The organism is Paenibacillus sp. FSL H8-0260 (assembly GCF_045040625.1).
In the GTDB taxonomy this organism is placed as follows: domain Bacteria; phylum Bacillota; class Bacilli; order Paenibacillales; family Paenibacillaceae; genus Paenibacillus_AQ; species Paenibacillus_AQ odorifer.
Map to the genome: position 1 here is coordinate 5,188,300 of NZ_CP150298.1, position 21,984 is coordinate 5,210,283.

The following is a 21,984-nucleotide window of genomic DNA, read 5'->3' on the forward strand; positions in this document are numbered from 1 at the left end:
AACGAATGTTCCTGTGTATCCTTAGCATTTTTTTACTCTACATAGCCCTTCGGGCTTTTCTTTTGCACATTTATGCGAACATACGATCCCATTAGTGATTTATTAGTGATTTTAAACGAGGTGAATAAGTTGGAGAACATGAAATCATATTATCAAATGACTGTGCTTGAGAAATGGACAGAGGATTTATACAAGCGATTAAATCTTCATCAGCCTTCACAAATTTCAATATCGTATATTGCAGAGCGGCTTAATATCTGGGTTTATTATTTGGATGTGAGAAGCAAGAGCATTGAAGCGTCTGCAGGGATGTACAGCCTGTTTATCGACAACCGCCTTCCAGCCAATCTTCAACGGCTAGAGTTTCTTCATGAACTGTGTCACCTCCTTCGCCATGGCAGTGATAATCAGACCTTGATGCCAGAGCATTTCACGCGGGCACAGGAGGATGAATCCGAGCGTTTTATCTTGTATGCGGCGATGCCTTACTCCATGATCTCCCGCATGACATTGCCTGAGCAACGGGAGGATGCCATCTCCTATCTCGCAGCAGAATTTCAAGTTCCTGCCGAGCTGGCCTTACAGCGGATTGATCAGATCCAAAGACGTGTGTTCCAAGGGCAATTATTGGCCGTGATGGGAAGAAACGAAGAACGACTGACACATATTCGCAACGGATCACGGAGATAATAAGCTTAGTTGCAATAGTGCTCTGCATATTCATTTATGGTGGAATTTCTCGTGAGGGGGAACGACATGGAAGCCATTAAAGTAATTGAATTATTACTGACTCATCCGGATTATAATGTAGATGCAGTACACCCCGAAATCCCGGATTTCGTGGGCATTGAGACGATTGAGGTGGATCACGAAACGGGGACCTTCTCCATTTTATTGCAAGAACCCAAAGAGGACTAAAAGAGAATCATTATTCTTCATAAGTTAAAAGGCAGCAAATATAGTATATCCCGGCAATTCTTCTTTCGCTTACGCCTGGATTACTATCAGTATTTGCTGCCTTTTTGTATAATCTGTTATGCAGATACAAACTGTATCACACCAATAAGAATTAGAATAACAAATACACCGACAAAACCCCATATTTTAAAACTATAAGATTTTCACCTCCGGCAGCCTCGGACTTGCCTGGTCCTCCAGCATCTTAATTTGCTGCTCCAGCTCCAGTATTTTCTCTTCCTCCTGCGTCATATATCTATGAATGACATACCAGTCTCAGTATATTATCTTATACTATATACAAATTATTTATATGGAGGGAATTAATGAAGAAAAAAACAAAACTAATCTTCATCGTTCTAATCCTTTTAATCTATGGAATAACATCCTTATCCTTCCACTACTTCCAAAATCATATGAACAGAGAAGTCATTCATTATCTAGTAGAGACGAGAAATTATAAGAAAGAAGATTTTGATAAAGTATACACCCAGATTGCCAAAGCTCCCCTCGTAAGTACCACGGTGATTTTTGCAGACGAACCCTACGCAAGATACTTTTATCGAAAAGAAAATGGAAGGATCTTTCAATACAGCAGGGCTCCTGTTAAAGGTAATGATCCTAGCTATACATATAAACATATCGAGGAGAATCTCCCGTGAAGGAGTTGCCCTATAAAAAAGACGCGTTTGTCCAGCAGTCAGCACTTGGCTGCTTGGGCAAACGCGTTTTTTAATCTTCCCTGCTCTAAATAGGTAAACATCGTTTGCGTAGACAGGTGATGGTAGAGGGTCCAGGACATGTGCCGATGCACTTGACTAAAGAGAGTATGGATAAGCAACTTGAAACTTGTAACGAAGCCCCTTTTTAGACATTAGGTCCACTGACTACAGATAACATTGGCGTGGTTCTTAGCAGCTATCGGACACAGTTGATCTTATGCGCGGTATAACCCTCCATTTCAAAGTGTAGCGGACCCCATAGCCTTTATTGGCATGAAAAACACCATATAAGACCTCCTTTTTAAGGAATAGCGTCACTGGAGTCCGCGAACCTGCTCAAAAGCCTATAAATATACAAATAACGACTTCTGAGTCCGTAAGCCTGTGGAGATAATTTATGAATAGGTATTCTTTACGCTCAAACACAAAGGAATTTTCTCAGGAACAAAATGTGACCTAATGCCGTCCTAAATGGTGTTATAGGTAAAGGGGGGGCACAGTATCATGCAGCGATCCATGACCCGGCCGGGAAATCATGTGATGAAGAGTTACGAAATCTACGCAGATATGCTGTTCCGGATCGCATTGGTCCATCTAGGCAGCCGGCAAGATGCCGAAGAAGCCACTCAGGATACCTTCATCAAGCTAATAGAAAAAGCGCCGGAGTTCAAAGATGCCGAACATCAGAAGGCATGGCTGATCCGGGTGATCACCAACCATTGTAAAACACTACTGGGCAGAGGCTGGCGCAAGCGTGAGGTTAAGCTGGAGAGCGCTGAGCCAATTGCGGCAGACAGCCCCGAGGATTGGGCTCTGCTGCAGTTAGTTATGGCGATGCCCATGAAGTATAAAACCGTAATCCATCTTTATTATTACGAGGACTATCCCATCCAGGAGATCAGCAAGATTCTGCAGATTAGTCAGTCTGCCGTGAAGATGAGACTTCAGCGGGGACGGCAACTGTTAAAACTGGAGCTGGAAGGAGCGGAACCACAGTGAAGGAAGATCAGTTTCGAACAACATATAAGAAAGCGGTGGATTCGATGAAACCAGGTGAAGAGATGAAAAAAGAATTGTTCAATAAAATAGAGCAGCGGCAGGAGCGGAAGCGTCCGCGCAAAACCGTTTATATCGCGGCAAGTGTCGTGCTCGCCGCAGGAATCGGTCTGGCTGGGCCTAGTATATGGCAGCAGTTGAACAGTCAGAGCTCCCCAGGGCAGGTTGCCCAGGTAACTCCGGGAGCAAGCATTGCTGGCAATTCAGGCACAGCTACATCCGGCAGCATTGTCATTCCCAAGCTGAAACTGCCAGATAAGGAGTCTGGCGTGAAGGCAGATATGATCGCCTTGGTCGTGTATAAAAATAATATTTATACACAGTCAGCGACTCGCATTGACGCTTACGATGCTGCTGCTCTGCGCGGTGACAAGTTGGGACGCACTACAGGCGGCATCAACGAATGGAGCATTAACGACGAATATATTGAGTTAGCCTCGAACATCGGCGAAACGGATCTCTATTCCGTGAAGGGCTATGACTCCAGCTTCCTAATTATGTCCTATTCGGAAATCAACGGTAAGGTATTCGCCGAACTGTATGAGCACACGAACGGCATCACCATAAACAGCGGCGCCGACCTGTTCGGCAAGCTGAATCTTGAAGGCCGAGTTACTTCTGCTCAATGGGAAAGCTTCAACAGCTGGAACAACGGCCTCCAGCAGCAGGCGCCAATCGCCAATGGCGAGGCGCTTGATGGCTTCCTGACAGCCCTCCAAGCTGCCAAACCGCTGGCAGCAGAGCCGCTGATCGAGCAAGGCATCTACGACAGCGAAGACCGTAAGATCATCTATTTGCAGCTGGAAGACAACGCCCGAGTAGAGCTGACGCTGTTCGGTCAAGGACTTGTTCGCTACGGTCAAGCACCGGTATTCTTCGAGGTCGAATCCGGGGCATTCCAGCAGCTGTGGAACAGCATGAAACTTTAGGATTGCTGGTGGAACTGCGATCGGGACTGCAATCAGGACTGCAATCAGGACTGCGATCGGGACTGCGATCGGGACTGCGATCGGGACTGCAATCAGAACTGCGATCGGGACTGCAATCAGGACTGCGATCGGGACTGCGATCGGGACTGCGATCGGGACTGCGATCGGGACTGCGGTTGGGCCAGCGATCGGAGGCAATTAGGGACAACGTTTCGGTCGCCCTGCTCTCCATTGGACAATTTAGCTGGCTGTTAACAAAAACGGCGCTGCTTCAAAACCATTTCATGGTTTGGAGCAGTGCCGTTTTGTGCTTTACTGTATGGTTTACGAGCCCGCATACTAGATATGCTGGTTGTAGAGGTGAGACTACTGATTGTTCCTTTAAAAGCTGCTTCTCATTGTAATTTCTGCAACTAAATCTATGAAGAGCACGGCACTAACGAGCTAACGAATTAACGAACTAACCTCCTCCACCTCGAGCTATCGGACCCAGATGTCGCTATTTGCTGATTTTCAGCCTTAAGAGCATGGTTTCGGACTCCATGGACGCTAATGCCTAGAAAGAGGCTCACATGCGGTACTTTTTATGCCAATAGTGACTATGGAGTCCGTTAGAATTGCAAATTTGGAAAAAAAACGCTTTAAGGGTCAGCTGTGTCCGACAGGAGAAGCATCGTTCACGTAATTGTTATCGAATCAAATTTCAAAGGAACACAGGGTCTCTCTCGATACTTCCAATTGCTACAAAAAAGGAACGCCCACCATGGACGCTCCTTGAATTTCTTATTAGTCTACTACACTCTAGCTAGTTACGCATTTACACTTTCCGTTTTACGATCCTGTCTTGCGTGTAATGTTTTCATTGCAAATCTTGCGATCGGCTGCGCAACCAACAGTTCAATCCAAAATGCTATTCCAAAGTTTCTCGGCCAGATGTGAAGAAAGTTTTTAAGTGGATCCAGGCTTATTTGTTTCGTCCCAACCCATGTGCCGATAATTGATAGTAAAATAGATAACACTGTGACATTCAATAAAGTATTCAACAGAATCCTTGCATTAAATCCATCGGTTTGTCCCATGAATTTCGGCATCACTTTTCCAACAATCGGTCCTGCAACTAATCTTACGGATAAAACTACGATCATCCACATAAACGGAATAACCTTTAGTGTATCTATATACACTTCCTTACTGAAGCCGCGTTCCAACCCCACAATAATAGGGGCGATAGTGTTAACTGAAATGATTGAAATAATGAGTAAAAATAGTATACCTTCTTTTCCGTTTCTGGGCAGTCTTGTGTCTCCATGCATGTTTGTCATCTCCGTGAATAATATTTCAGATGGCAGACGTATCATGAGACATATATTTTTGGTCCAATAAAAAAGACCAATATCTCTACACACTGATATTATAATTATAACATTTATTTAAAATAAATGTCAGACCTTCTATTTAAAATTCTCCTGCTGATAGTGAATAGTTACCTGCATACGCCTTACAAGAGCTGCAGTGGCAGAGAAGTCGTAAAAATCCTCAATTGCTGTTCAACTTATAATCAAGTTATCTTCAGATTTCTGAAAATTTATTTGTATTTCCCCACCTAATTAGACCTCTCAGTATTCATTTCCGCGATTTTTCTGATTCCCTTGTCCAAACACAATGAATCTCAATTCATATATATATAGCAAACTAATAAAGAGGTGAAGCTCATGGCAACAACAACAGGCATCATTACGAACACAGGGACTACCCCAGCATCCAACGTGCTCATTAATATCGATAATGACAACCTTAGTTTTTCATCTAACGTAGTCTATCACGTTTACGTATGGAATACCTTGGTTAGTAAAGGTTTAGTCTACTCCAACTCATTAAATGTTAATGCTAACACCAGCCAGTTTCTCGGTTTTAATATCGCAGGCAATTCAGCTTATGAAGTCCAATTTCTAGTAACTGGAAACGCACCGGCAGACACGATTATCACGGTGTTCGGAACGGATTCGTCAGGAAACGTCATTCCCCATCAAAGAGTGCTGCAATCCGAACTTACTTTCATAGCTCAGCTGAACCCATAAGTACCGAAAACTCTCTGACGAAAGGAGCTTAGCATGGCTAATATTCAAATTTCGCCGAGCGCAAGCGTTCAGTTTGAGCCCACCATCGCGGTAAATTGGCTTAATCCTTCAGTTATGGTTGCCGTAGCTGTAGATCTTCGATTAGGCCCTCCTAATATAGGTTTATACAAATCTATTGACGCAGGTGCCACTTGGACAACAACGTTATTGCCGTTACCGACAGGATTTGCAGGCATCGAAGCACCACATATTGATTATATTTTCCCGACCACTTTCGTAGTATTAGCCCACGCCTTCGATTCAGACGGTCTCAGCGGGTCGATCGTTTCCTATACATCTGCCGACAATGCCTCTTCATTCGGACCTCCAGTCATCGTGAATCAAGGGTTTGGGCAGTTTGTAAATGATGATCAGGTGGTCGTTGTCACCGACAAAGCTGGATCAAGTCCCTTTTTTGGAAATGTATATACTGGTTATACGCATGATTACAACACACAATTCATACCGGGAAATACGATATTCTTCAATCGTTCCCTAGATAACGGTAGTACCTATTCCAGTCCCTCCCTGCTGTCTTCGGTCGAAGAATTCGAAGAATTCCCCGGTATAGCAATTACATTAAATGGGATTGTTATCGTGGGATGGATCAATCAGCCTCCCGGTAATACTGATCTTAAAATTCGCACATCCTCAGACGGTGGGGTCATTTTTACTCCTGAAACCATGGTCGCCAGCGTTGTAGTCCCACCAGATCCATTGCCGGGATATACATTTAGATGTCTGACATACCCTTCCCTCGCAGCAGATATTTCTAATGCACCGACGACGCGAGGTAATGTCTATGCTGTATGGCAAGATTTTCGAGAAGGTTATTCCGATATTTTTCTTGCCACTTCCACCAATTTTGGTGTGGATTGGGGGGCACCAATATCCATTACAGGTAGTCCGGTGGGCTCCCAAAACTTTTTCCCAGCCATCACCGTATCCCCTGCGGATGGTGCAATATTCGTTACCTATTACACTAATCGAGTCAACCCCCTCAACCTTGATGTTTATCTAGCAACCTCTAGAGATGGCGGTATGACGTATACAAACACCCGGATAACAACAACTTCCTTTGACGTCACCGGCATCCCCCTAATTGGGGACTACATCGGTAATGCCATCGTCCCCCAAACAGGCCGTCTAGTGAGCGTATGGACAGACACGCGGACCGGTACTGAGAACATCTGGTTTGGGGATAATCAATAAGCTATTAATCAACTTCTGATGATAAATTAAAAGGCTGTTAAGTTAGTATACCCATCTTCAATAAAGGATGCCGAGCGAACATGCGGCATCCTTTATTGCTTCTTATCAAAATTCAGCATTAACCTGTTCAAAGAAATCATCAATTTCAGCGTATTGGACATGCTTTTAATTCCATCAAAAATCTACGGCGTATGGTCTTCTACTTAATAGTCTATATGTCTTGACTGTCCCCCTTTCCTCTACAAGAGTAGGGCAGTTCCACAGAATACATACTTTTTACCGTTTTCCAGATGATCTATGATAAAACCAGTGGATCTAACAACGCCGTGACCAAAATGTGATCATTCTCTATTTTGTCGCTTTTCCAACTCTTCCACTTCTACTTACAAGGGAACCTACAGACAGCAAAAAACCCTTACAAAGTAAGGGTTTTTGATAAGTGGGCCCTGAGGGACTCGAACCCCCGACCAATCGGTTATGAGCCGACCGCTCTAACCAACTGAGCTAAGGGCCCGGATCTAAAAATATCCGAATGTACAATTGCTGTTGTAATAAAATTGGTTGCGGGGGCAGGATTTGAACCTGCGACCTTCGGGTTATGAGCCCGACGAGCTACCGGGCTGCTCCACCCCGCGTCATAAATAATATTCAAACAGCGACAATAAATAATATACAGTACAAAATGGGTCTACGTCAAGGATGAATTTGTAAAAGTTCTCAAGGCAAAAATCTAACCCCATATCTTCCTTTGCGGGATCGATAAATCTCCACAAAACTTGGGTCATGATAGCCATAAATCCAGCCATCTTGCTCCAGTCTTTTTGCCAAACAGCCTGCTTGAAATCTCGTTCTGAACAGTTTCGCGAAGTATATCCAATTCATGATGCCCTCTTCTCCTTTTCGCAAATTAATCTTACGCTGCTCTGAACTTATCATGCCCAAATTCCACAAAATAAGCCACCGGAAATCCGGTGGCTGCTACATATTCCAAAACTCAATCCCCTATGGAGTCAAAATAATATGTGGGATCTTTTTCGAGCGTACCCAGCATGGTATTCCCTTGCTTCTCCCAAGCTTTTAGGGCACTCTCGACCGTTCTCTTGCCCTGATAAACTTCAGTGAACAGTTGGCGCCCAACATCGTTAATACGGCTAATTCCAGGCTTCTGTGTCTGTAGAATGTTCATCATAGGATCATTGGCAGGTAACGGTTTGAGCGTATAGAAGGACTCCAGATTTACTGAAGGAACCTTCGTAGTAATGTAATCCTTACGGGAAGTTAGTTCTCCGCGCGTATGGGCTTTTATTTTGGCTACATCATTACTGTTGACGAACTTGATCAAATCCCAAGCATCTTCCTTATTAGCAGCCATAGTGTTGATAGCCATCATATTACCTACCCAAGTACCTACAGCCACTCCTGGTTTCTCCTTAAAAGTAGGTACGGTAACGAAACCCCAATCGACAGGATTATAATTTTTAATCTTTGCTGCATTGCGGCTCACACCTGCAAGCTCATTAAGATAATCGTATTCTCCAATTACCATTGCAGCTTTTCCGGTAAGGAAGAGATCCCCTTGGACAGGACTATAGGAGCTCCGTTCTGTTTCTATAAAATCCATACCGTTTAACCCAGGTGTAATTTGCTTTTTCACCAATTGGCTGTAGGTCGTCCAAGCTTGACTCCACTGTGTTTGATTTACCTCCATCTTATGTCCCTTGTTGTCATACATAGCAAGCTCAAGCGGTGAGACATAGGTCTGCATATCCCAGAAAGGATCGCTCATATAACGGTTCATCGAAAAGCCATATATACGCTTATCTTTATTTGTCGATTTCTTGGTCACCTTTTCAGCCAGCGCGAACACTTCATCCCAAGTCATTCCATCTGTCGGATAACCTGCACCTGCAGCATCAAAAATACCTTTGTTAAAATATAACGCACTCGACATAAAGGTCGGCGCTAACGCGTAAAGACTTCCTCCACCCAGCTCACGAACTCCACTTAGCATCGTAGGCGCCATATTGCTTAAATCATATTGATCCCGTGCGATAAGCGGCTCCAGCGATTGCACCAGATTATGTTCCACCAAACTCTTCACCAATGTACTATCACCGACGATTACATCAACCGGCTGTGCACCGCCCATAATCGCTCGGATATTCTCCATATTATCTGGGTTAACCTCTGGATACGTGCTGTCAAAACGAAGCTCATTCATATTAATGGCTGGAATAATCTCAAGTTTGATTTCAGGATGCTGCAATTCATACATATCTGTAAACTGCTGACGAAAAGAAGAATCGTCCTCTCCAGACCAGAGGCTGCCAATACGTAACACACGCTGTTCTGCAGATGGCTTAGAAGCCTCCGCCCAAGCTGTGTGCCTGCTTTCAGAAATTAAAGGCAATAGGAGTGCTGCACATATTCCAAAGCTTAACCAGCGCCGCCATAGCCTTCTATTATTATTTATATGATTCATTCTTGAACCCTCCCATAAAATACTCAATCCATCCACCTTATGAATAATTACCCATAATTCTAGTAACAGTATATAGCTTTATTCAGGAGGGGAAGTTACAGGTTGTTTAAAGTTGAACTACGATTTCTTCATATTATTTCTATAAAAAACGTTCCGCGAGTTTCCTGAGGATACTGAAATGCCCTTCTGCGACAGGATAATTGCACTTTGTGCAACTATTACAGCTGAGTGTGTTGTGCTTCTCCTTTTAATTGCACTATGTGCAGTTAAAAAACGTTATTAGGTGCTTTCAGCGGATTTCTGGCTGATTTAATTGCACAAAGTGCAACTATATCGCCAGATCCTCTAAGGAAGGTTAGTTTAAGTGCACAAACTGCAACTATTCGGCGTTTGAGACGACATTGCGATGGAATCACGGGGGCAGAGTATAGTATTCCAGAGTGTCAGAGCGTTCAGAGCGGAGAGCATAGAGCGACAGCGCATAGCAGCAGAGTAGCAGATTAGCAGAGTTTCAGAGCGTTCAGAGCGTTCAGAGCGTTCAGAGCGTTCAGAGCGTTCAGAGCCAGAGCATAGAGCGGCAGCGCATAGCAGCGGAGTAGCGGAGTAGCATAGTAACAGAATCCCGAGTGTCAGAGCGCAATATACCAGAGCGACAGAACGCAGGTCAGCCAAATGTCAGAATGAGAATGAGAATGTAAATGTAAATTCAAATGTAAATAAAAACAGCAAAACCCCACTCTCCACTCTACTTTTCCTTTTACCAATACAGCATTTTCCTTCCATACTAACTAACCTACTGACTAACCTGCTACATTTCATGTGACCGGCACAAATCGCCCCCTTCTACGCAGGATAACTGCACTTTGTGCAACTATTAAAGATGAGTGTGTTGTGCTTCTCCCTTTAATTGCACTATGTGCAGTTAAAAAACGTTATTAAGTACTTTCTGCGGATTTCTGGCGATATAATTGCACAAAGTGCAACTATATCGCCAGAACCTCTAAGGAAGGTTAGTTTAAGTGCACAAACTGCAACTATTCGGTGTTTGAGACGACAGCGCGATGGAATCACAGGGGCAGAGTATAGTATTCCAGAGTGTCAGAACGTTCAGAGCGGAGAGCGATAACACATAGCAGCAGAGTAACAGAGTGTCAGAGCGGAGAGCGATAACGCATAGCAGCAGAGTAGCAGAGTAGCAAAGTAACAGAGTGTCAGAACGGAGAGCGACAGCGCATAGCAGCAGAGTAACAGAGTAACAGAGTGTCAGAGCGGAGAGCGATAACACATAGCAGCAGAGTAGCAGAGTGTCAGAATCCCGAGTGTCAGAGTTTACACCTGCCGCGGGTGGATAATTGCATCTTTTTGCAATAAATAGCAGCATACTTCATGCACCTATACAGCAGAGTGCGCTTTAAGCTTTCCTTTTTATTACACTCAATGTAGTTAAAAAGAAAAACCTCCCACCAAAAAGTGAGAGGCCCGTCCAAACTATAATCAAATATTTAGTTTAAACGCCAAATGCGGAAGGATCTTTTCTCCAAGATTTCAGCAGTTCCACATCTGTAGCTGCGATCTTGCCTTGTGTAAGAGCCACATCAATCAATGTGCTATAGTTGGATAAGCTTTGTAATGGCATTTCAGCTGCGGCAAAAGCCTCCACCGCACGGTCCAGCTCGTAGCTGAAGATTGCCAATACAGCCAACGCTTCTGCGCCTGCTTCTTGCACAGCTTGAGCTGCTTTGATGGAGCTTCCGCCAGTGGAGATCAGGTCTTCGATAACGACTACCTTTTGCCCCGGCTTAATCAGTCCTTCGATCTGGTTCTGCTTGCCGTGACCTTTAGCTTTATCGCGGATATAAGCCATTGGCAGATTAAGTTTATCAGCTACCCAAGCTGCGTGAGGAATGCCTGCGGTTGCTGTACCTGCGATCACCTCTGCGTCTGGATACTGGCTTTTAATAAGCTCAGCGAAGGCATCAGCAATATAGTTACGTACCTCTGGGTAAGCCATGGTCAGACGGTTATCGCAATAGATCGGGGATTTAATACCAGAGGTCCAGGTAAAAGGCTCCTGCGGACGCAGTGCCACTGCTCCTATCGTAAGCAGATAACTTGCTACTTGTTCACTTCTATTTAATGTACTCATGCTAGGGTCATCTCCTCAATAATATTTAGTGCTGCTTGACGTGGATCAGCCGCAGTTGTAACAGGACGGCCCACCACCAGAAAGTGGCTGCCTTGCTGAATCGCTTTGCCCGGCGTCATCACCCGGGACTGGTCACCTAGGGATGCACCTGCTGGCCGGATACCAGGTGTAACTGTACAAAATGCGGGCCCACAAGCCTCTGCGATCGCTGAAGACTCTTGCGGTGAAGCCACTACCCCATCCAGACCTGCAGCGGCTGCCAGCTTAGCGTATCTGACCACAGTATCTGCTACGTCTCCTGCGATTCCAATTTCGTTATTCATCACTTCTTGGCTCGTGCTGGTCAGCTGTGTAACTGCAATAATCAAAGGCATTTTAAGCGCAGCATTCGCATTAACTACTGAAGCAGCGCCTTCCCGGGCTGCAGCCATCATCGCTGAGCCTCCTGCGGCATGTACGTTAAACATATCCACACCGAGGTTCGTAAGGCTTTCTGCCCCGCCTTTTACCGTGTTAGGAATATCATGCATTTTGACATCTGCAAATACAGAATACCCCCGAGATTTCAGTTCATTAATGAATTCCGGTCCGGCTGCATAAAAAAGCTGCATTCCCACTTTCATATAACAAGGAATCCCTTCCAGCTTGTCAATCAAGGTTCTTGCCCCTGCAACATCAGGGTAATCCAAGGCGATCATCAAGCGATTCGCCATTTCATTCCACTTTGCATCTCCCTGTCCCATAACCGTTCTCCCATCCAGTGCAGACTTAAATCCACACTCTTCATTTATTAGCCCCTAGGCATAGCGGAACGGTCTGCGTAAACGCAAACCGCCCTATACATCTTTATGAGATTAGTTTAATTGACCGACAAAAGCAGGCATGGACTGTGACGAGAAGTTGATCGTCTGCAGCATTCTGAGCAGTGCCGTTACTGTATCGAGTGATGTCATACATACGACGCCATTCTCAACCGCTTCACGACGGATACGGAATCCATCACGCTCTGGTGTTTTCCCTTTAGTCAGTGTATTAAAGACGAAGTTGGCTTGCCCACCACGAATCAAATCGAGAATGTTCGGCGCACCTTCATCCAGCTTGTTCACGTTCATTACGTTGAGACCTGCTTCTTCAAGCGCTTGAGCGGTGCCTCCGGTAGCAATGATCTTGTAACCCAGCGAGTGGAAGCCTTTCATAAGCTCTACAGCTTCTGCTTTATCTTTATCTGCCACTGTAACGATGATAGCGCCGGTTGCTGGAATTTTCATTCCTGCCCCGATTAGACCTTTATACAAAGCTTTTGCATACAATTTATCGCGGCCCATAACTTCACCCGTCGATTTCATTTCAGGTCCGAGCGTTGGTTCTACTCTACGCAGCTTGGCAAAAGAGAATACCGGCACTTTAACCGATACATAATCACTTTCCGGCCATAGACCTTCTGTATAACCGTCATCTTTCAGCTTGCCACCGAGAATGATTTTGGTTGCCAGATGCGCCATTGGAATTCCAGTTACTTTACTCAAGAATGGAACCGTACGCGATGAACGTGGATTTACTTCAATTACGTACACTTCATTCTGATAGATAACGAACTGGATGTTGACCAGACCAATCGTTTTCAGTTCCTTAGCAATCTTGATTGTGATCTCAGCAATTTTTGCTTTCAGACCTTCATCCAGATATTGCGGAGGATATACAGCGATGGAGTCACCGGAGTGAACACCTGCACGCTCAACATGCTCCATGATCCCTGGAATAACTACCGTCTCACCGTCACAAATTGCGTCTACCTCAACCTCTTTACCTAACATGTAACGGTCAATCAATACCGGATGCTCCGGATTCACCTTAACCGCTTCTACCATGTAGCTAAGCAATTCCGCATCATTATATACAATTTCCATTGCGCGTCCACCTAGTACATAGGAAGGACGTACCAGCACCGGATATCCAAGCGATTGTGCAGTTTCTACTGCTTGATCTACGTTGATAACCGTCTTCCCTTTTGGTTGGGCAATATCCAGACGAGCCAACAAAGCTTCGAATTTCTTCCGGTCTTCAGCTTCGTCAATACTGTCTAGGCTAGTTCCGAGAATCTTAACGCCAGCCGCACTTAATGGTGCAGCAAGGTTAATGGCTGTTTGGCCTCCGAACTGTACGATAACCCCAATCGGATTCTCTTGCGCAATTACGTTCATTACATCTTCAAAGAACAAGGGTTCAAAATACAACCGGTCCGAAGTATTAAAGTCGGTAGATACAGTTTCAGGGTTATTATTGATAATAACCGCTTCATAACCTGCCTTCTGAATCGCCCACACTGCATGCACAGTGGAGTAATCGAACTCAATCCCTTGGCCGATCCGGATTGGACCCGATCCAAGCACGATAACCTTTTGTTTATCGGAATGAATGACCTCATTTTCAGTCTCATAAGTAGAGTAGTAGTAAGGTGTAGAAGCTTCGAACTCAGCTGCACAGGTATCTACCATTTTGAATACAGGCGTTAATCCTCGCTCTAAACGAAGCGCGCGTACATCAGCTTCTTTGGTGTATTTACCGTTCGCTTGTCCTTCTGCACGTATCTCAGCAATCGCACGGTCTGTAAAACCTCTGCGTTTAGCTTGATACAAGGTTTCTTCTGATAAGCTTTCATCCCCACGGATGACCTCTTCAAAGTTGATCAGTCCCTCGATTTTGGACAGGAACCACCAGTCTACGTTAGTAATGTCTTGAATCTCTTGCAAGCCAAATCCGCGGCGGAAAGCTTCAGCGATCAAGAACAACCGCTCATCATCAGGTTTTGCCAGACGTTCACGCAGGACGCTTTCTTCCAGATCCTCAGCGCCCGGCAGACGGAAACGGTGTACACCGATTTCCAGGGAACGAATTGCTTTATGAATGGACTCTTCAAAGGTACGACCGATGGCCATAACTTCTCCAGTTGCTTTCATTTGTGTGCCCAGCTTACGGTTCGCATGAATGAATTTGTCGAACGGCCAGCGTGGGATTTTGCTTACGATATAGTCAAGTGTAGGCTCGAAGCAAGCATAGGTCTGTCCAGTAACTGGATTGACGATTTCATCGAGTGTGTAACCAAGCGCGATTTTGGCAGCCATTTTGGCAATCGGATAACCGGTTGCTTTCGAAGCCAAAGCCGAAGAGCGGCTGACACGTGGATTTACTTCGATTACATAATATTGATAGCTTTGCGGATCCAGTGCGAACTGCACGTTGCAGCCACCCTCGATATTCAGCGCACGAATGATTTTGAGTGAAGCGCTGCGCAGCATTTGATATTCACGATCGGATAACGTTTGGCTAGGTGCCACAACGATACTATCACCCGTATGCACACCTACCGGGTCAAAGTTCTCCATGTTGCAGACAACGATACAGTTGTCATTCGCATCACGCATAACCTCGTATTCAACTTCCTTCATGCCGGCAATACTTTTCTCCACCAAACATTGTCCAATTGGACTATAACGAATACCTGCTTTGACAGTCTCAAGCAGCTCTTCTTCGTTGTCGCAGATCCCGCCGCCGGTGCCGCCAAGCGTATAGGCTGGGCGTACAATCAGCGGGAAACCAATTTCCTCAGCGAATTTCATCGCTTCATCTACTGTGGTAATAATAGTGCTCTCTGGTACAGGCTGTTCCAATTCGCGCATCAAATCGCGGAACAAATCGCGATCCTCTGCTTTTTCAATGGATTCAAGCTGGGTACCTAGAAGCTTAACATTCTCTTGTTCTAGTACTCCTGCACGAGCCAATTCTACAGCCATATTAAGACCTGTCTGTCCTCCCAAAGTTGGCAACAAGCCATCCGGGCGCTCCTGGCGGATGATGCCAGTTACGAATTCAAGGGTAATCGGCTCGATATAAACTTTATCAGCCATATTGGTGTCAGTCATGATAGTCGCTGGGTTACTGTTGATCAGCACAACTTCCACGCCTTCTTCTTTCAGGGCCTGACAGGCCTGAGTTCCGGCGTAGTCAAATTCTGCGGCTTGCCCGATAACAATCGGTCCAGAACCAATTACTAATATTTTTTTAAGCTTTTCATTCTTAGGCATGTTATAGAGCTCCTTTCACGGCTTCAAGCTGTTTTACTGTAGGTTTTGGCGCCGTGATTCTGGCGTTTGCCGCAAGCTGCGCCTGGCGCGAGCTTACAGGTGTGTTAGCTTTATGATCAGCGATCATCTGTAAGAAACGATCGAATAAATAGCTGCTGTCATGAGGTCCCGGTGCTGCTTCTGGATGGTACTGTACTGAAAATGCAGGGTAACGGGTATGTTTAAGTCCTTCAACGGTCTTATCATTATTATTAATGTGAGTAACTTCTAGATCCGTGCTCTTCACAGAATCTTCATTCACTGTGTAGCCATGGTTCTGAGAAGTAATGAAGCAACGTCCGCTCTCCAATTCTTTAACCGGATGGTTACCGCCACGGTGCCCGAATTTCAGCTTCTCTGTATCCGCGCCACAAGCCAGTGCAAACAGCTGGTGACCTAAGCAGATGCCGAAGATTGGGTATTCACCAAGCAATTCCGAGATCGTCTTCACTGCGTGTGGGACGTCTTTCGGGTCCCCAGGGCCGTTGGACAGCTGGATACCATCTGGATTGAGGCGACGAATCTCATCAGCGGTTACGTCATGAGGTACAACTACAACATCACAACCGCGATTGTTCAACTCGCGCAAGATGCCAGCCTTCGCGCCGTAATCTACCAAGACGATGCGCTCTTTGGTTCCTGGACTATTGTACATGCTTGGAGTAGATGTGCGAGCTACCTGATTGCGCAATTCTTCAATTGAAGTGTCGCCCATCATTTCCATCAATTCCTCTACACGTTTGTTAGAGGTAGTCAGGATCGCCTTCATTGTTCCGTAGTGGCGAATAATCCGCGTCAACATCCGGGTATCAATCTCGCTGATTCCAGGAATATCATATTCTTTCAGCAGGTCGTCCACACTGTATTCTGCGCGCCAGTTACTTGGAACTTCTTCATGACGACGCACTACAAAACCGTGTACGAAAGGTCGAACAGATTCGAAATCATCCCGCGTAATCCCGTAGTTCCCGATCAATGGGTACGTCATGGTAACGATTTGTCCGCAATATGAAGGGTCAGACAGCACCTCTTGATATCCTGTAATTCCTGTGTTAAAAACAACCTCGCCTGTCTTTTCACCTTCAGCGCCAAATGCGGTACCTGTAAATAAAGTTCCGTCTTGAAGCAGCAATCTCGCCTGCATTCCCTTCCACTCCTTCATGTTCTGTAGTCTAATACGTATGCCTTGCATGCCTTCCGGAGTGTACGCGCTCAAATTGCTGATCTGTAAAGATCAGCAATTTCGCCTCACCAGTCCGCTAGTTTTTCTCAGTCCATACGGCTTTGCCGTCCACCCAAGTTTTTACTGGCCAACCCTTAAGCTTCCAGCCGCCAAAAGGAGTGTTACGTCCTTTGCTTGCGAAGGAACTTGGATCTACTTCTTTTTCCTGCTCCAGATCGATCAGTGTCAAATCTGCAGGAGCTCCGATCTCCATAACCCCGGTGTTCAATCTGAATACCCGTGCAGGATCAGCAGTCATTCTTTGTACTAGTAAGGATAAATCCCATTTTCCTGTTTCTACAAATGATGTGTATAAGAGTGGGAAAGCTGTCTCGAATCCAACGATACCAAAAGGTGCCAGCTGCATTCCTTTCGCCTTCTCTTCTTCACTATGTGGCGCATGATCTGTAACAATCATATCTAGTGTGCCATCAAGCAACCCTTCGATACACGCCTCAACATCGCGGCGGGAGCGCAGCGGCGGGTTCATTTTCCAATTGGCATCCAGGCCTGGAATATCGTCTTCAGCAAGAAGCAAGTGATGCGGACATACCTCAGCAGTTACTTTAATGCCGATCTCTTTTGCTTGGCGAATCAGCCGCACCGACTGTTCAGTACTGACATGGCATACATGGTAATGAACGCCTGTCGCTTCTGCCAGCAAAATATCGCGTCCAACATGGATCGCTTCTGACTCATTCGGAATTCCTTTGAGGCCATGCTTCTTAGCGAACTCACCTTCAGCTACACAGCAGCCTTCAACCAGCGAATTATCTTCGCAGTGGGCAATGACTGGCATATCGAGCGATGCTGCGATGTTCATTGCATCTTTCATCATTTGAGCACTTTGTACGCCCACACCATCGTCTGTATAACCAATAGCTCCAGCTTCTTTGAGCGCCGCAAAATCCGTCAACTCACGTCCAAGCTCATTTTTCGTAATGGCTGCATAAGGAAGCACTTTAACTAGTCCTGCTTCACGCGCCTTGTCTTTCACAAATTGCACGATCTCCGGGCTATCTGTCACCGGACGAGTATTTGGCATACATGCAATGGTTGTAAATCCGCCTTTAGCAGCTGAGCGACTTCCGGTTTCCACTGTTTCCTTGTGTTCAAATCCCGGTTCACGCAAGTGCACATGCATATCAATGAGTCCCGGAATGAGCAGCTTACCTTCAGCATCAATAATCTCCGTGGCTTCTCCGATAGCTTCATTTCCGTCGATTATAGCCGAGATCACACCCTCCTGAAGTTCGATGTGTTTGCGCTCAAGCAAGCCTTCCTTATTCAATACGCTGGCGTTTCTAATAATCACTGTCATGATTCTACCTTTACCCTCAGATCACAGCTGCGGGCCCTCTCGTTATTATATAATAAAAATTCATCTTTGTGTATATTTATTAGTCTCTATACGTTAGCATTCTGTAAGCTTATAGTAAAGCTCTTTCGAGAACCGCCATCCGGACCGGTACGCCATTAGACATTTGCGGGAAAATCCGCGATTGACTGCACTCAACTACTGCATCATCAATCTCTAGATTCCGGTTAACCGGAGCTGGATGCATAATGATTGTGTCTTTGGCCAGCTTAGCTGCCCGCTCTTCTGTTAGACCATAGTGGCTACGGTAATCTTCAGCAGACAGCTTAATGCCGGAAGTATGGCGCTCAAGCTGTACTCGAAGCATCATTACAACATCCGCTTTAAGAGCTTCTTCCATAGTTACGTAAGGCGCATACTCCATAAGCTCAGGAGCCTTCATATTATCCGGTGCGCAGAACTGCACCTTGGCTCCCATTTTCGTAAGCCCCCAGAGATTAGAGCGCGCTACGCGGCTATGCATAATGTCCCCAATGATGGAGACTGTCAGGCCCTTTAGTTCCCCAAAGGTTTTGGTCATGGTGTATAAATCAAGCAGCGCCTGCGTAGGATGTTCATTGTTGCCGTCGCCCGCATTGATAAGCGGTATAGTCACCTTCTCAGCTAACTGCTGCAGCACACCTGCAGGCTTCAAACGCACAACTCCGGCATCGATCCCCATCGATTCCAGTGTGCGCACTGTATCGTAGATCGACTCCCCTTTTTCTACACTAGAAGCTGCAGCCGTAAAATTAAGTACTTGCGCACCTAGTCGTTTCTCTGCCATCTCGAAAGAGAAGCGTGTGCGTGTGCTGTTCTCAAAAAACATGTTAGAAATAAAATGGGAGTTCAAGATGGGCGTTAGCTTTTCACTTTGATTGTCCCAAAATGCTGTTCTGTCAAGCAGTTGGATAATTTCCGACCGGTCAAGCTCTTTGATTCCCAGCAGACTACGTTCCTTTACCTTGGTAAGTGTCATGATGTTATCGTTCCTCCCGGTTTGAAATAATGTAGACCTCATCTTTGCCGTCGTATTCCTTCAGCGCCACTTCAATCTGCTCGTGCTTTGAGGTAGGTACATTCTTACCGATGTAGTCCGGCCGGATCGGCAGCTCGCGGTGTCCGCGGTCAGCCAGTACTGCCAGTTGAATCATTCGTGGGCGTCCGCAATCCATCAAAGCGTCCATCGCCGCGCGGATGGTGCGTCCGGTGTAAAGTACATCATCGAACAAAATGACTTTCTGATCATGGATGCCAGCACTTCCTGAAGTAATAACGACGTTGCTCTTCACTACTGCTTCACTGCCTTCCACTTCACGGTCATCCCGGTAATGTGTGATATCCAGCTCACCGTATGGAATCTCTACGCCTTCAATCTCCTTGATGCGCTCAGCGATACGTTGTGCCAGATACACACCTCGTGTCCGAATGCCGACCAGCAGACAATTCTCGATACCTTTGTTCTTCTCCAAAATCTCATGAGCAATACGCGATAAGGCCCGGCGGATCGCCGTTTCATCCATAATGACATTTTTCTCAGTAACCATAATCTTGTCACCCTCCAGCTTATTCGCCTATTCAAGTTCCCGGAAATCAAAAAACTCCTTGCCTATAACAGGCAAGGAGTGAAATCCGCAGATGAGGAAGATGACGGCCGCGCGCATAAAAAGACAGTTCCGTATTTACACACGGATACCTTTCTAAGAGTCGCGAACCTCGATTCACGTTACCTTGCCAGCCTCACAGGACTGAATTAAAGGCGCTATTCATTTAACAAGAATTATGACAGAACAACCCCCTCATGTCAACTTTCTCTGCCTAAACTTTTGCACTTCTCTTCCTTACTTCTATTAACAACAAGGGGGAAGCGGTAGTCAGTATATCTGCATAATAAACGAGGCTGGTCCCAAATAGCCATTTCATCGCTTTTTGGACAGCCCCGTTTATGTTCTTAGCACTACTTAATCTCCAAATGATTCAAAAGGTGCACCTAGTAATGCTGAAAATGATGCAATCGGTGAGGTACTTATATAGAATTAAGGAATTTCTCCCTGAAATTCAGTGATTTCTGTTCATCAGACTTGTTATTAGGGATACCTTCCCTAATTGTTGGCCGATTCAGTGATTAATATAGAAAACCACCTAATTATTAGGGAGTTTTTCCCTGATTTCGTACATTTAGAGCGAATATCGGCTAATTTCAGGGAGTTTTTCCCTAATTAGTTTAAAACCCACTCTTTACTTCTCACAAACACAGAACACAACACGTGGCATATAGTCATAGGGCACAGTAACATCTACAACATTTCCTATTCCATAAAAAAGAAGCTGCCCCAAAGTAGAATTTACTACTTTTGGGACAGCCTCATTAAATTCAATAACAATGCTTAAAACTCAAATTCCACATCGCTAAGACGTCTTTGAATTTCAGAGATGACACGTCTCTCTTCCTCTTCACCTTTAGCAATAAAGGTAACGGAGAAACGAACAAACGGACCTGCATCATCCCAAGGCACAGTGGAGATCAGCTTCTCACGAATGAGGAATTGGGAGAAATCTTCACCGGATTCAAAGCGACGGCCGTCTTTGATTCCCTTAGGTGCAGCGACATACAGGAAGAAAGAGCCTTTTGGCTTCTCAGCTTTAAAGCCGAGGCTGTTCAGTGCATCAACCAGCAGGTTGTGACGACGGGAGTATTTATCTGCAATCGCTTCAGTAATCTCCGGATGAGCAAGACCATAAGCCGCTGCTTTTTGAATCGCGATAAATTGGCCGGAATCGTTGTTATCCTTCACATCGCTGAAGGCTTTAACCACTAGCGGATTACCAGCCACAAAACCAATTCTCCAGCCCGTCATATTGTAAGACTTAGAAAGAGAATGCAGCTCTACACCCACATCCTTTGCACCTGGAACGGAGAGGAAGCTAAGTGGCTTCAAACCGTCATAGGTCAAGGCAGCATAAGGTGCGTCATGGATAACCACTACATCGTATTTTTTCGCCCATGCAACGACCTCAGCAAAAAACTCAGGAGTGGCACTAGCGCCCGTTGGATTGTTTGGATAGTTTAGATAAAGAAGCTTAGCTTTACGAGCAATGTCTTCCGGAATTTCATTCAGATCTGGAAGGAATTTGTTCTCCTTCTTCAGCTCCACTGTAAATACTTGTCCACCCAAATATTTAGTATGTGTACCCAAGACTGGATAACCCGGCACGGTCATAATCGTGATATCACCTGGATTGATGAAACAAGATGGCAACATAGCCAGCGCAGGCTTCGAACCGATGGAGTGAACTACCTCCGTGTCTGGATCAATTCCTTCCACCCGGAAAACTTCCCGCAAATATTCAGCAGCAGCAGTCTTGAATTCGGCAATTCCATTGTCCGCATATCCGCGGTTTTCTTCCTTCGCTGCTTCTTCAGCAAGCTTAGCTACGATACCCGCATCAGCCATCTCATCCGGCTCGCCTACGCCCATATCAATTAGTTCAATGTTAGGAAAATCCTGTTTTGCGGATGCTTTAGCACGTTTGATTTTCTCGAATTTATAAATCGAAGTGTCTTTGCCATAATTGGCACCGCCGATGCGGTCTGCAAAATTAGTCTGAATGAAGCTATCTTGGTATTGTTCAATACTCATACTGTCATCTCATCTCCTGAAT

18 protein-coding genes, 2 tRNA genes and 1 pseudogene are annotated in these 21,984 nt (G+C 45.5%); 8 read left to right on the plus strand and 13 right to left on the minus strand.

Going from position 1 to position 21,984, the window contains the following annotated elements; genetic code table 11:
• Positions 1 to 138: 138 nt before the first annotated feature.
• From MHI51_RS23135 to MHI51_RS23160, 6 genes and pseudogenes are all read left to right on the plus strand, one after another.
• Complete coding sequence (locus MHI51_RS23135; RefSeq protein WP_076220024.1) at positions 139 to 690, plus strand: ImmA/IrrE family metallo-endopeptidase; 552 nt, start codon at positions 139 to 141, stop codon at positions 688 to 690.
• 66 nt (positions 691 to 756) lie between these two features.
• Complete coding sequence (locus MHI51_RS23140; protein ID WP_155288176.1) at positions 757 to 918, plus strand: hypothetical protein; 162 nt, start codon at positions 757 to 759, stop codon at positions 916 to 918.
• A 365-nt stretch (positions 919 to 1,283) separates the two neighbouring features.
• Complete coding sequence (locus MHI51_RS23145) at positions 1,284 to 1,619, plus strand: DUF3139 domain-containing protein (protein ID WP_076220020.1); 336 nt, start codon at positions 1,284 to 1,286, stop codon at positions 1,617 to 1,619.
• 113 nt (positions 1,620 to 1,732) lie between these two features.
• Positions 1,733 to 1,825: pseudogene (locus MHI51_RS23150) on the plus strand (phosphomethylpyrimidine synthase ThiC); the annotation flags it as partial.
• Between the two features lie 358 nt (positions 1,826 to 2,183).
• Positions 2,184 to 2,678 (plus strand): RNA polymerase sigma factor, encoded by a 495-nt coding sequence (locus MHI51_RS23155; protein WP_076220021.1) that lies wholly within the window; start codon positions 2,184 to 2,186, stop codon positions 2,676 to 2,678.
• Complete coding sequence (locus MHI51_RS23160) at positions 2,675 to 3,664, plus strand: hypothetical protein (protein ID WP_342410053.1); 990 nt, start codon at positions 2,675 to 2,677, stop codon at positions 3,662 to 3,664. The genes MHI51_RS23155 and MHI51_RS23160 overlap by 4 nt, the downstream gene beginning before the upstream one ends.
• 809 nt (positions 3,665 to 4,473) lie before the next feature.
• Here MHI51_RS23160 and MHI51_RS23165 read toward each other — a convergent pair.
• Positions 4,474 to 4,977, minus strand: a complete 504-nt coding sequence (locus tag MHI51_RS23165; protein ID WP_076128844.1) for a hypothetical protein — start codon at positions 4,975 to 4,977, stop codon at positions 4,474 to 4,476.
• 399 nt (positions 4,978 to 5,376) lie between these two features.
• On the opposite strand from MHI51_RS23165, the gene MHI51_RS23170 reads away from it, so the two are divergent.
• Positions 5,377 to 5,742: a hypothetical protein gene (locus MHI51_RS23170; protein WP_076128842.1), complete on the plus strand. Its 366-nt coding sequence runs from the start codon at positions 5,377 to 5,379 to the stop codon at positions 5,740 to 5,742.
• Positions 5,743 to 5,775: 33 nt separating this feature from the next.
• On the plus strand, positions 5,776 to 6,993 hold the full coding sequence (locus tag MHI51_RS23175) for a sialidase family protein (RefSeq protein ID WP_076128840.1): 1,218 nt from the start codon (positions 5,776 to 5,778) through the stop codon (positions 6,991 to 6,993).
• A 440-nt stretch (positions 6,994 to 7,433) separates the two neighbouring features.
• Here the strand turns inward: MHI51_RS23175 and MHI51_RS23180 are convergent.
• The 12 genes from MHI51_RS23180 to MHI51_RS23235 form a co-directional block, all read right to left on the minus strand.
• Positions 7,434 to 7,507, minus strand: a tRNA-Ile gene (locus MHI51_RS23180).
• A gap of 44 nt (positions 7,508 to 7,551) precedes the next feature.
• Positions 7,552 to 7,628: transfer RNA gene (locus MHI51_RS23185), tRNA-Met, on the minus strand.
• A gap of 82 nt (positions 7,629 to 7,710) precedes the next feature.
• Positions 7,711 to 7,875 (minus strand): hypothetical protein, encoded by a 165-nt coding sequence (locus MHI51_RS23190; protein WP_167347621.1) that lies wholly within the window; start codon positions 7,873 to 7,875, stop codon positions 7,711 to 7,713.
• 112 nt (positions 7,876 to 7,987) lie between these two features.
• A complete protein-coding gene (locus MHI51_RS23195) occupies positions 7,988 to 9,475 on the minus strand; it encodes an ABC transporter substrate-binding protein (RefSeq protein ID WP_076219144.1) in 1,488 nt (495 codons plus the stop codon).
• Positions 9,476 to 10,982: 1,507 nt separating this feature from the next.
• Complete coding sequence (gene pyrE / locus MHI51_RS23200; protein ID WP_076279282.1) at positions 10,983 to 11,621, minus strand: orotate phosphoribosyltransferase; 639 nt, start codon at positions 11,619 to 11,621, stop codon at positions 10,983 to 10,985.
• Positions 11,618 to 12,364, minus strand: coding sequence for an orotidine-5'-phosphate decarboxylase (gene pyrF, locus MHI51_RS23205; protein ID WP_076146022.1), 747 nt, complete (start codon positions 12,362 to 12,364; stop codon positions 11,618 to 11,620). The genes pyrE and pyrF overlap by 4 nt, the downstream gene beginning before the upstream one ends.
• 111 nt (positions 12,365 to 12,475) lie before the next feature.
• Positions 12,476 to 15,703 carry a carbamoyl-phosphate synthase large subunit gene (gene carB / locus MHI51_RS23210; protein ID WP_076185242.1) on the minus strand — a complete coding sequence of 1,076 codons (3,228 nt, stop codon included), beginning with the start codon at positions 15,701 to 15,703 and terminating at the stop codon, positions 12,476 to 12,478.
• Between the two features lies 1 nt (position 15,704).
• Positions 15,705 to 16,886: a glutamine-hydrolyzing carbamoyl-phosphate synthase small subunit gene (gene carA, locus MHI51_RS23215; RefSeq protein WP_051491286.1), complete on the minus strand. Its 1,182-nt coding sequence runs from the start codon at positions 16,884 to 16,886 to the stop codon at positions 15,705 to 15,707.
• A gap of 115 nt (positions 16,887 to 17,001) precedes the next feature.
• The gene (locus tag MHI51_RS23220; protein ID WP_076276759.1) at positions 17,002 to 18,285 is read right to left on the minus strand and encodes a dihydroorotase; all 1,284 of its coding nucleotides are present in this window, start codon (positions 18,283 to 18,285) and stop codon (positions 17,002 to 17,004) included.
• A 109-nt stretch (positions 18,286 to 18,394) separates the two neighbouring features.
• Complete coding sequence (locus tag MHI51_RS23225; protein WP_076219141.1) at positions 18,395 to 19,300, minus strand: aspartate carbamoyltransferase catalytic subunit; 906 nt, start codon at positions 19,298 to 19,300, stop codon at positions 18,395 to 18,397.
• Positions 19,301 to 19,304: 4 nt separating this feature from the next.
• The gene (pyrR, locus tag MHI51_RS23230; RefSeq protein ID WP_036683379.1) at positions 19,305 to 19,868 is read right to left on the minus strand and encodes a bifunctional pyr operon transcriptional regulator/uracil phosphoribosyltransferase PyrR; all 564 of its coding nucleotides are present in this window, start codon (positions 19,866 to 19,868) and stop codon (positions 19,305 to 19,307) included.
• Between the two features lie 840 nt (positions 19,869 to 20,708).
• Positions 20,709 to 21,962, minus strand: a complete 1,254-nt coding sequence (locus MHI51_RS23235) for an LL-diaminopimelate aminotransferase (protein WP_076098555.1) — start codon at positions 21,960 to 21,962, stop codon at positions 20,709 to 20,711.
• Positions 21,963 to 21,984: the final 22 nt, after the last annotated feature.

Coding starts and splice junctions, on each gene's coding strand:
- MHI51_RS23135 (WP_076220024.1), top strand. CDS start 139: ATGAAATCATATTATCAAATGACTGTGCTTGAGAAATGGACAGAGGAT.
- MHI51_RS23140 (WP_155288176.1), top strand. CDS start 757: ATGGAAGCCATTAAAGTAATTGAATTATTACTGACTCATCCGGATTAT.
- MHI51_RS23145 (WP_076220020.1), top strand. CDS start 1,284: ATGAAGAAAAAAACAAAACTAATCTTCATCGTTCTAATCCTTTTAATC.
- MHI51_RS23155 (WP_076220021.1), top strand. CDS start 2,184: ATGCAGCGATCCATGACCCGGCCGGGAAATCATGTGATGAAGAGTTAC.
- MHI51_RS23165 (WP_076128844.1), bottom strand. CDS start 4,977: ATGCATGGAGACACAAGACTGCCCAGAAACGGAAAAGAAGGTATACTA.
- MHI51_RS23170 (WP_076128842.1), top strand. CDS start 5,377: ATGGCAACAACAACAGGCATCATTACGAACACAGGGACTACCCCAGCA.
- MHI51_RS23175 (WP_076128840.1), top strand. CDS start 5,776: ATGGCTAATATTCAAATTTCGCCGAGCGCAAGCGTTCAGTTTGAGCCC.
- MHI51_RS23190 (WP_167347621.1), bottom strand. CDS start 7,875: ATGAATTGGATATACTTCGCGAAACTGTTCAGAACGAGATTTCAAGCA.
- MHI51_RS23195 (WP_076219144.1), bottom strand. CDS start 9,475: ATGAATCATATAAATAATAATAGAAGGCTATGGCGGCGCTGGTTAAGC.
- pyrE (WP_076279282.1), bottom strand. CDS start 11,621: ATGAGTACATTAAATAGAAGTGAACAAGTAGCAAGTTATCTGCTTACG.
- pyrF (WP_076146022.1), bottom strand. CDS start 12,364: ATGGGACAGGGAGATGCAAAGTGGAATGAAATGGCGAATCGCTTGATG.
- carB (WP_076185242.1), bottom strand. CDS start 15,703: ATGCCTAAGAATGAAAAGCTTAAAAAAATATTAGTAATTGGTTCTGGA.
- carA (WP_051491286.1), bottom strand. CDS start 16,886: ATGCAGGCGAGATTGCTGCTTCAAGACGGAACTTTATTTACAGGTACC.
- MHI51_RS23220 (WP_076276759.1), bottom strand. CDS start 18,285: ATGACAGTGATTATTAGAAACGCCAGCGTATTGAATAAGGAAGGCTTG.
- MHI51_RS23225 (WP_076219141.1), bottom strand. CDS start 19,300: ATGACACTTACCAAGGTAAAGGAACGTAGTCTGCTGGGAATCAAAGAG.
- pyrR (WP_036683379.1), bottom strand. CDS start 19,868: ATGGTTACTGAGAAAAATGTCATTATGGATGAAACGGCGATCCGCCGG.
- MHI51_RS23235 (WP_076098555.1), bottom strand. CDS start 21,962: ATGAGTATTGAACAATACCAAGATAGCTTCATTCAGACTAATTTTGCA.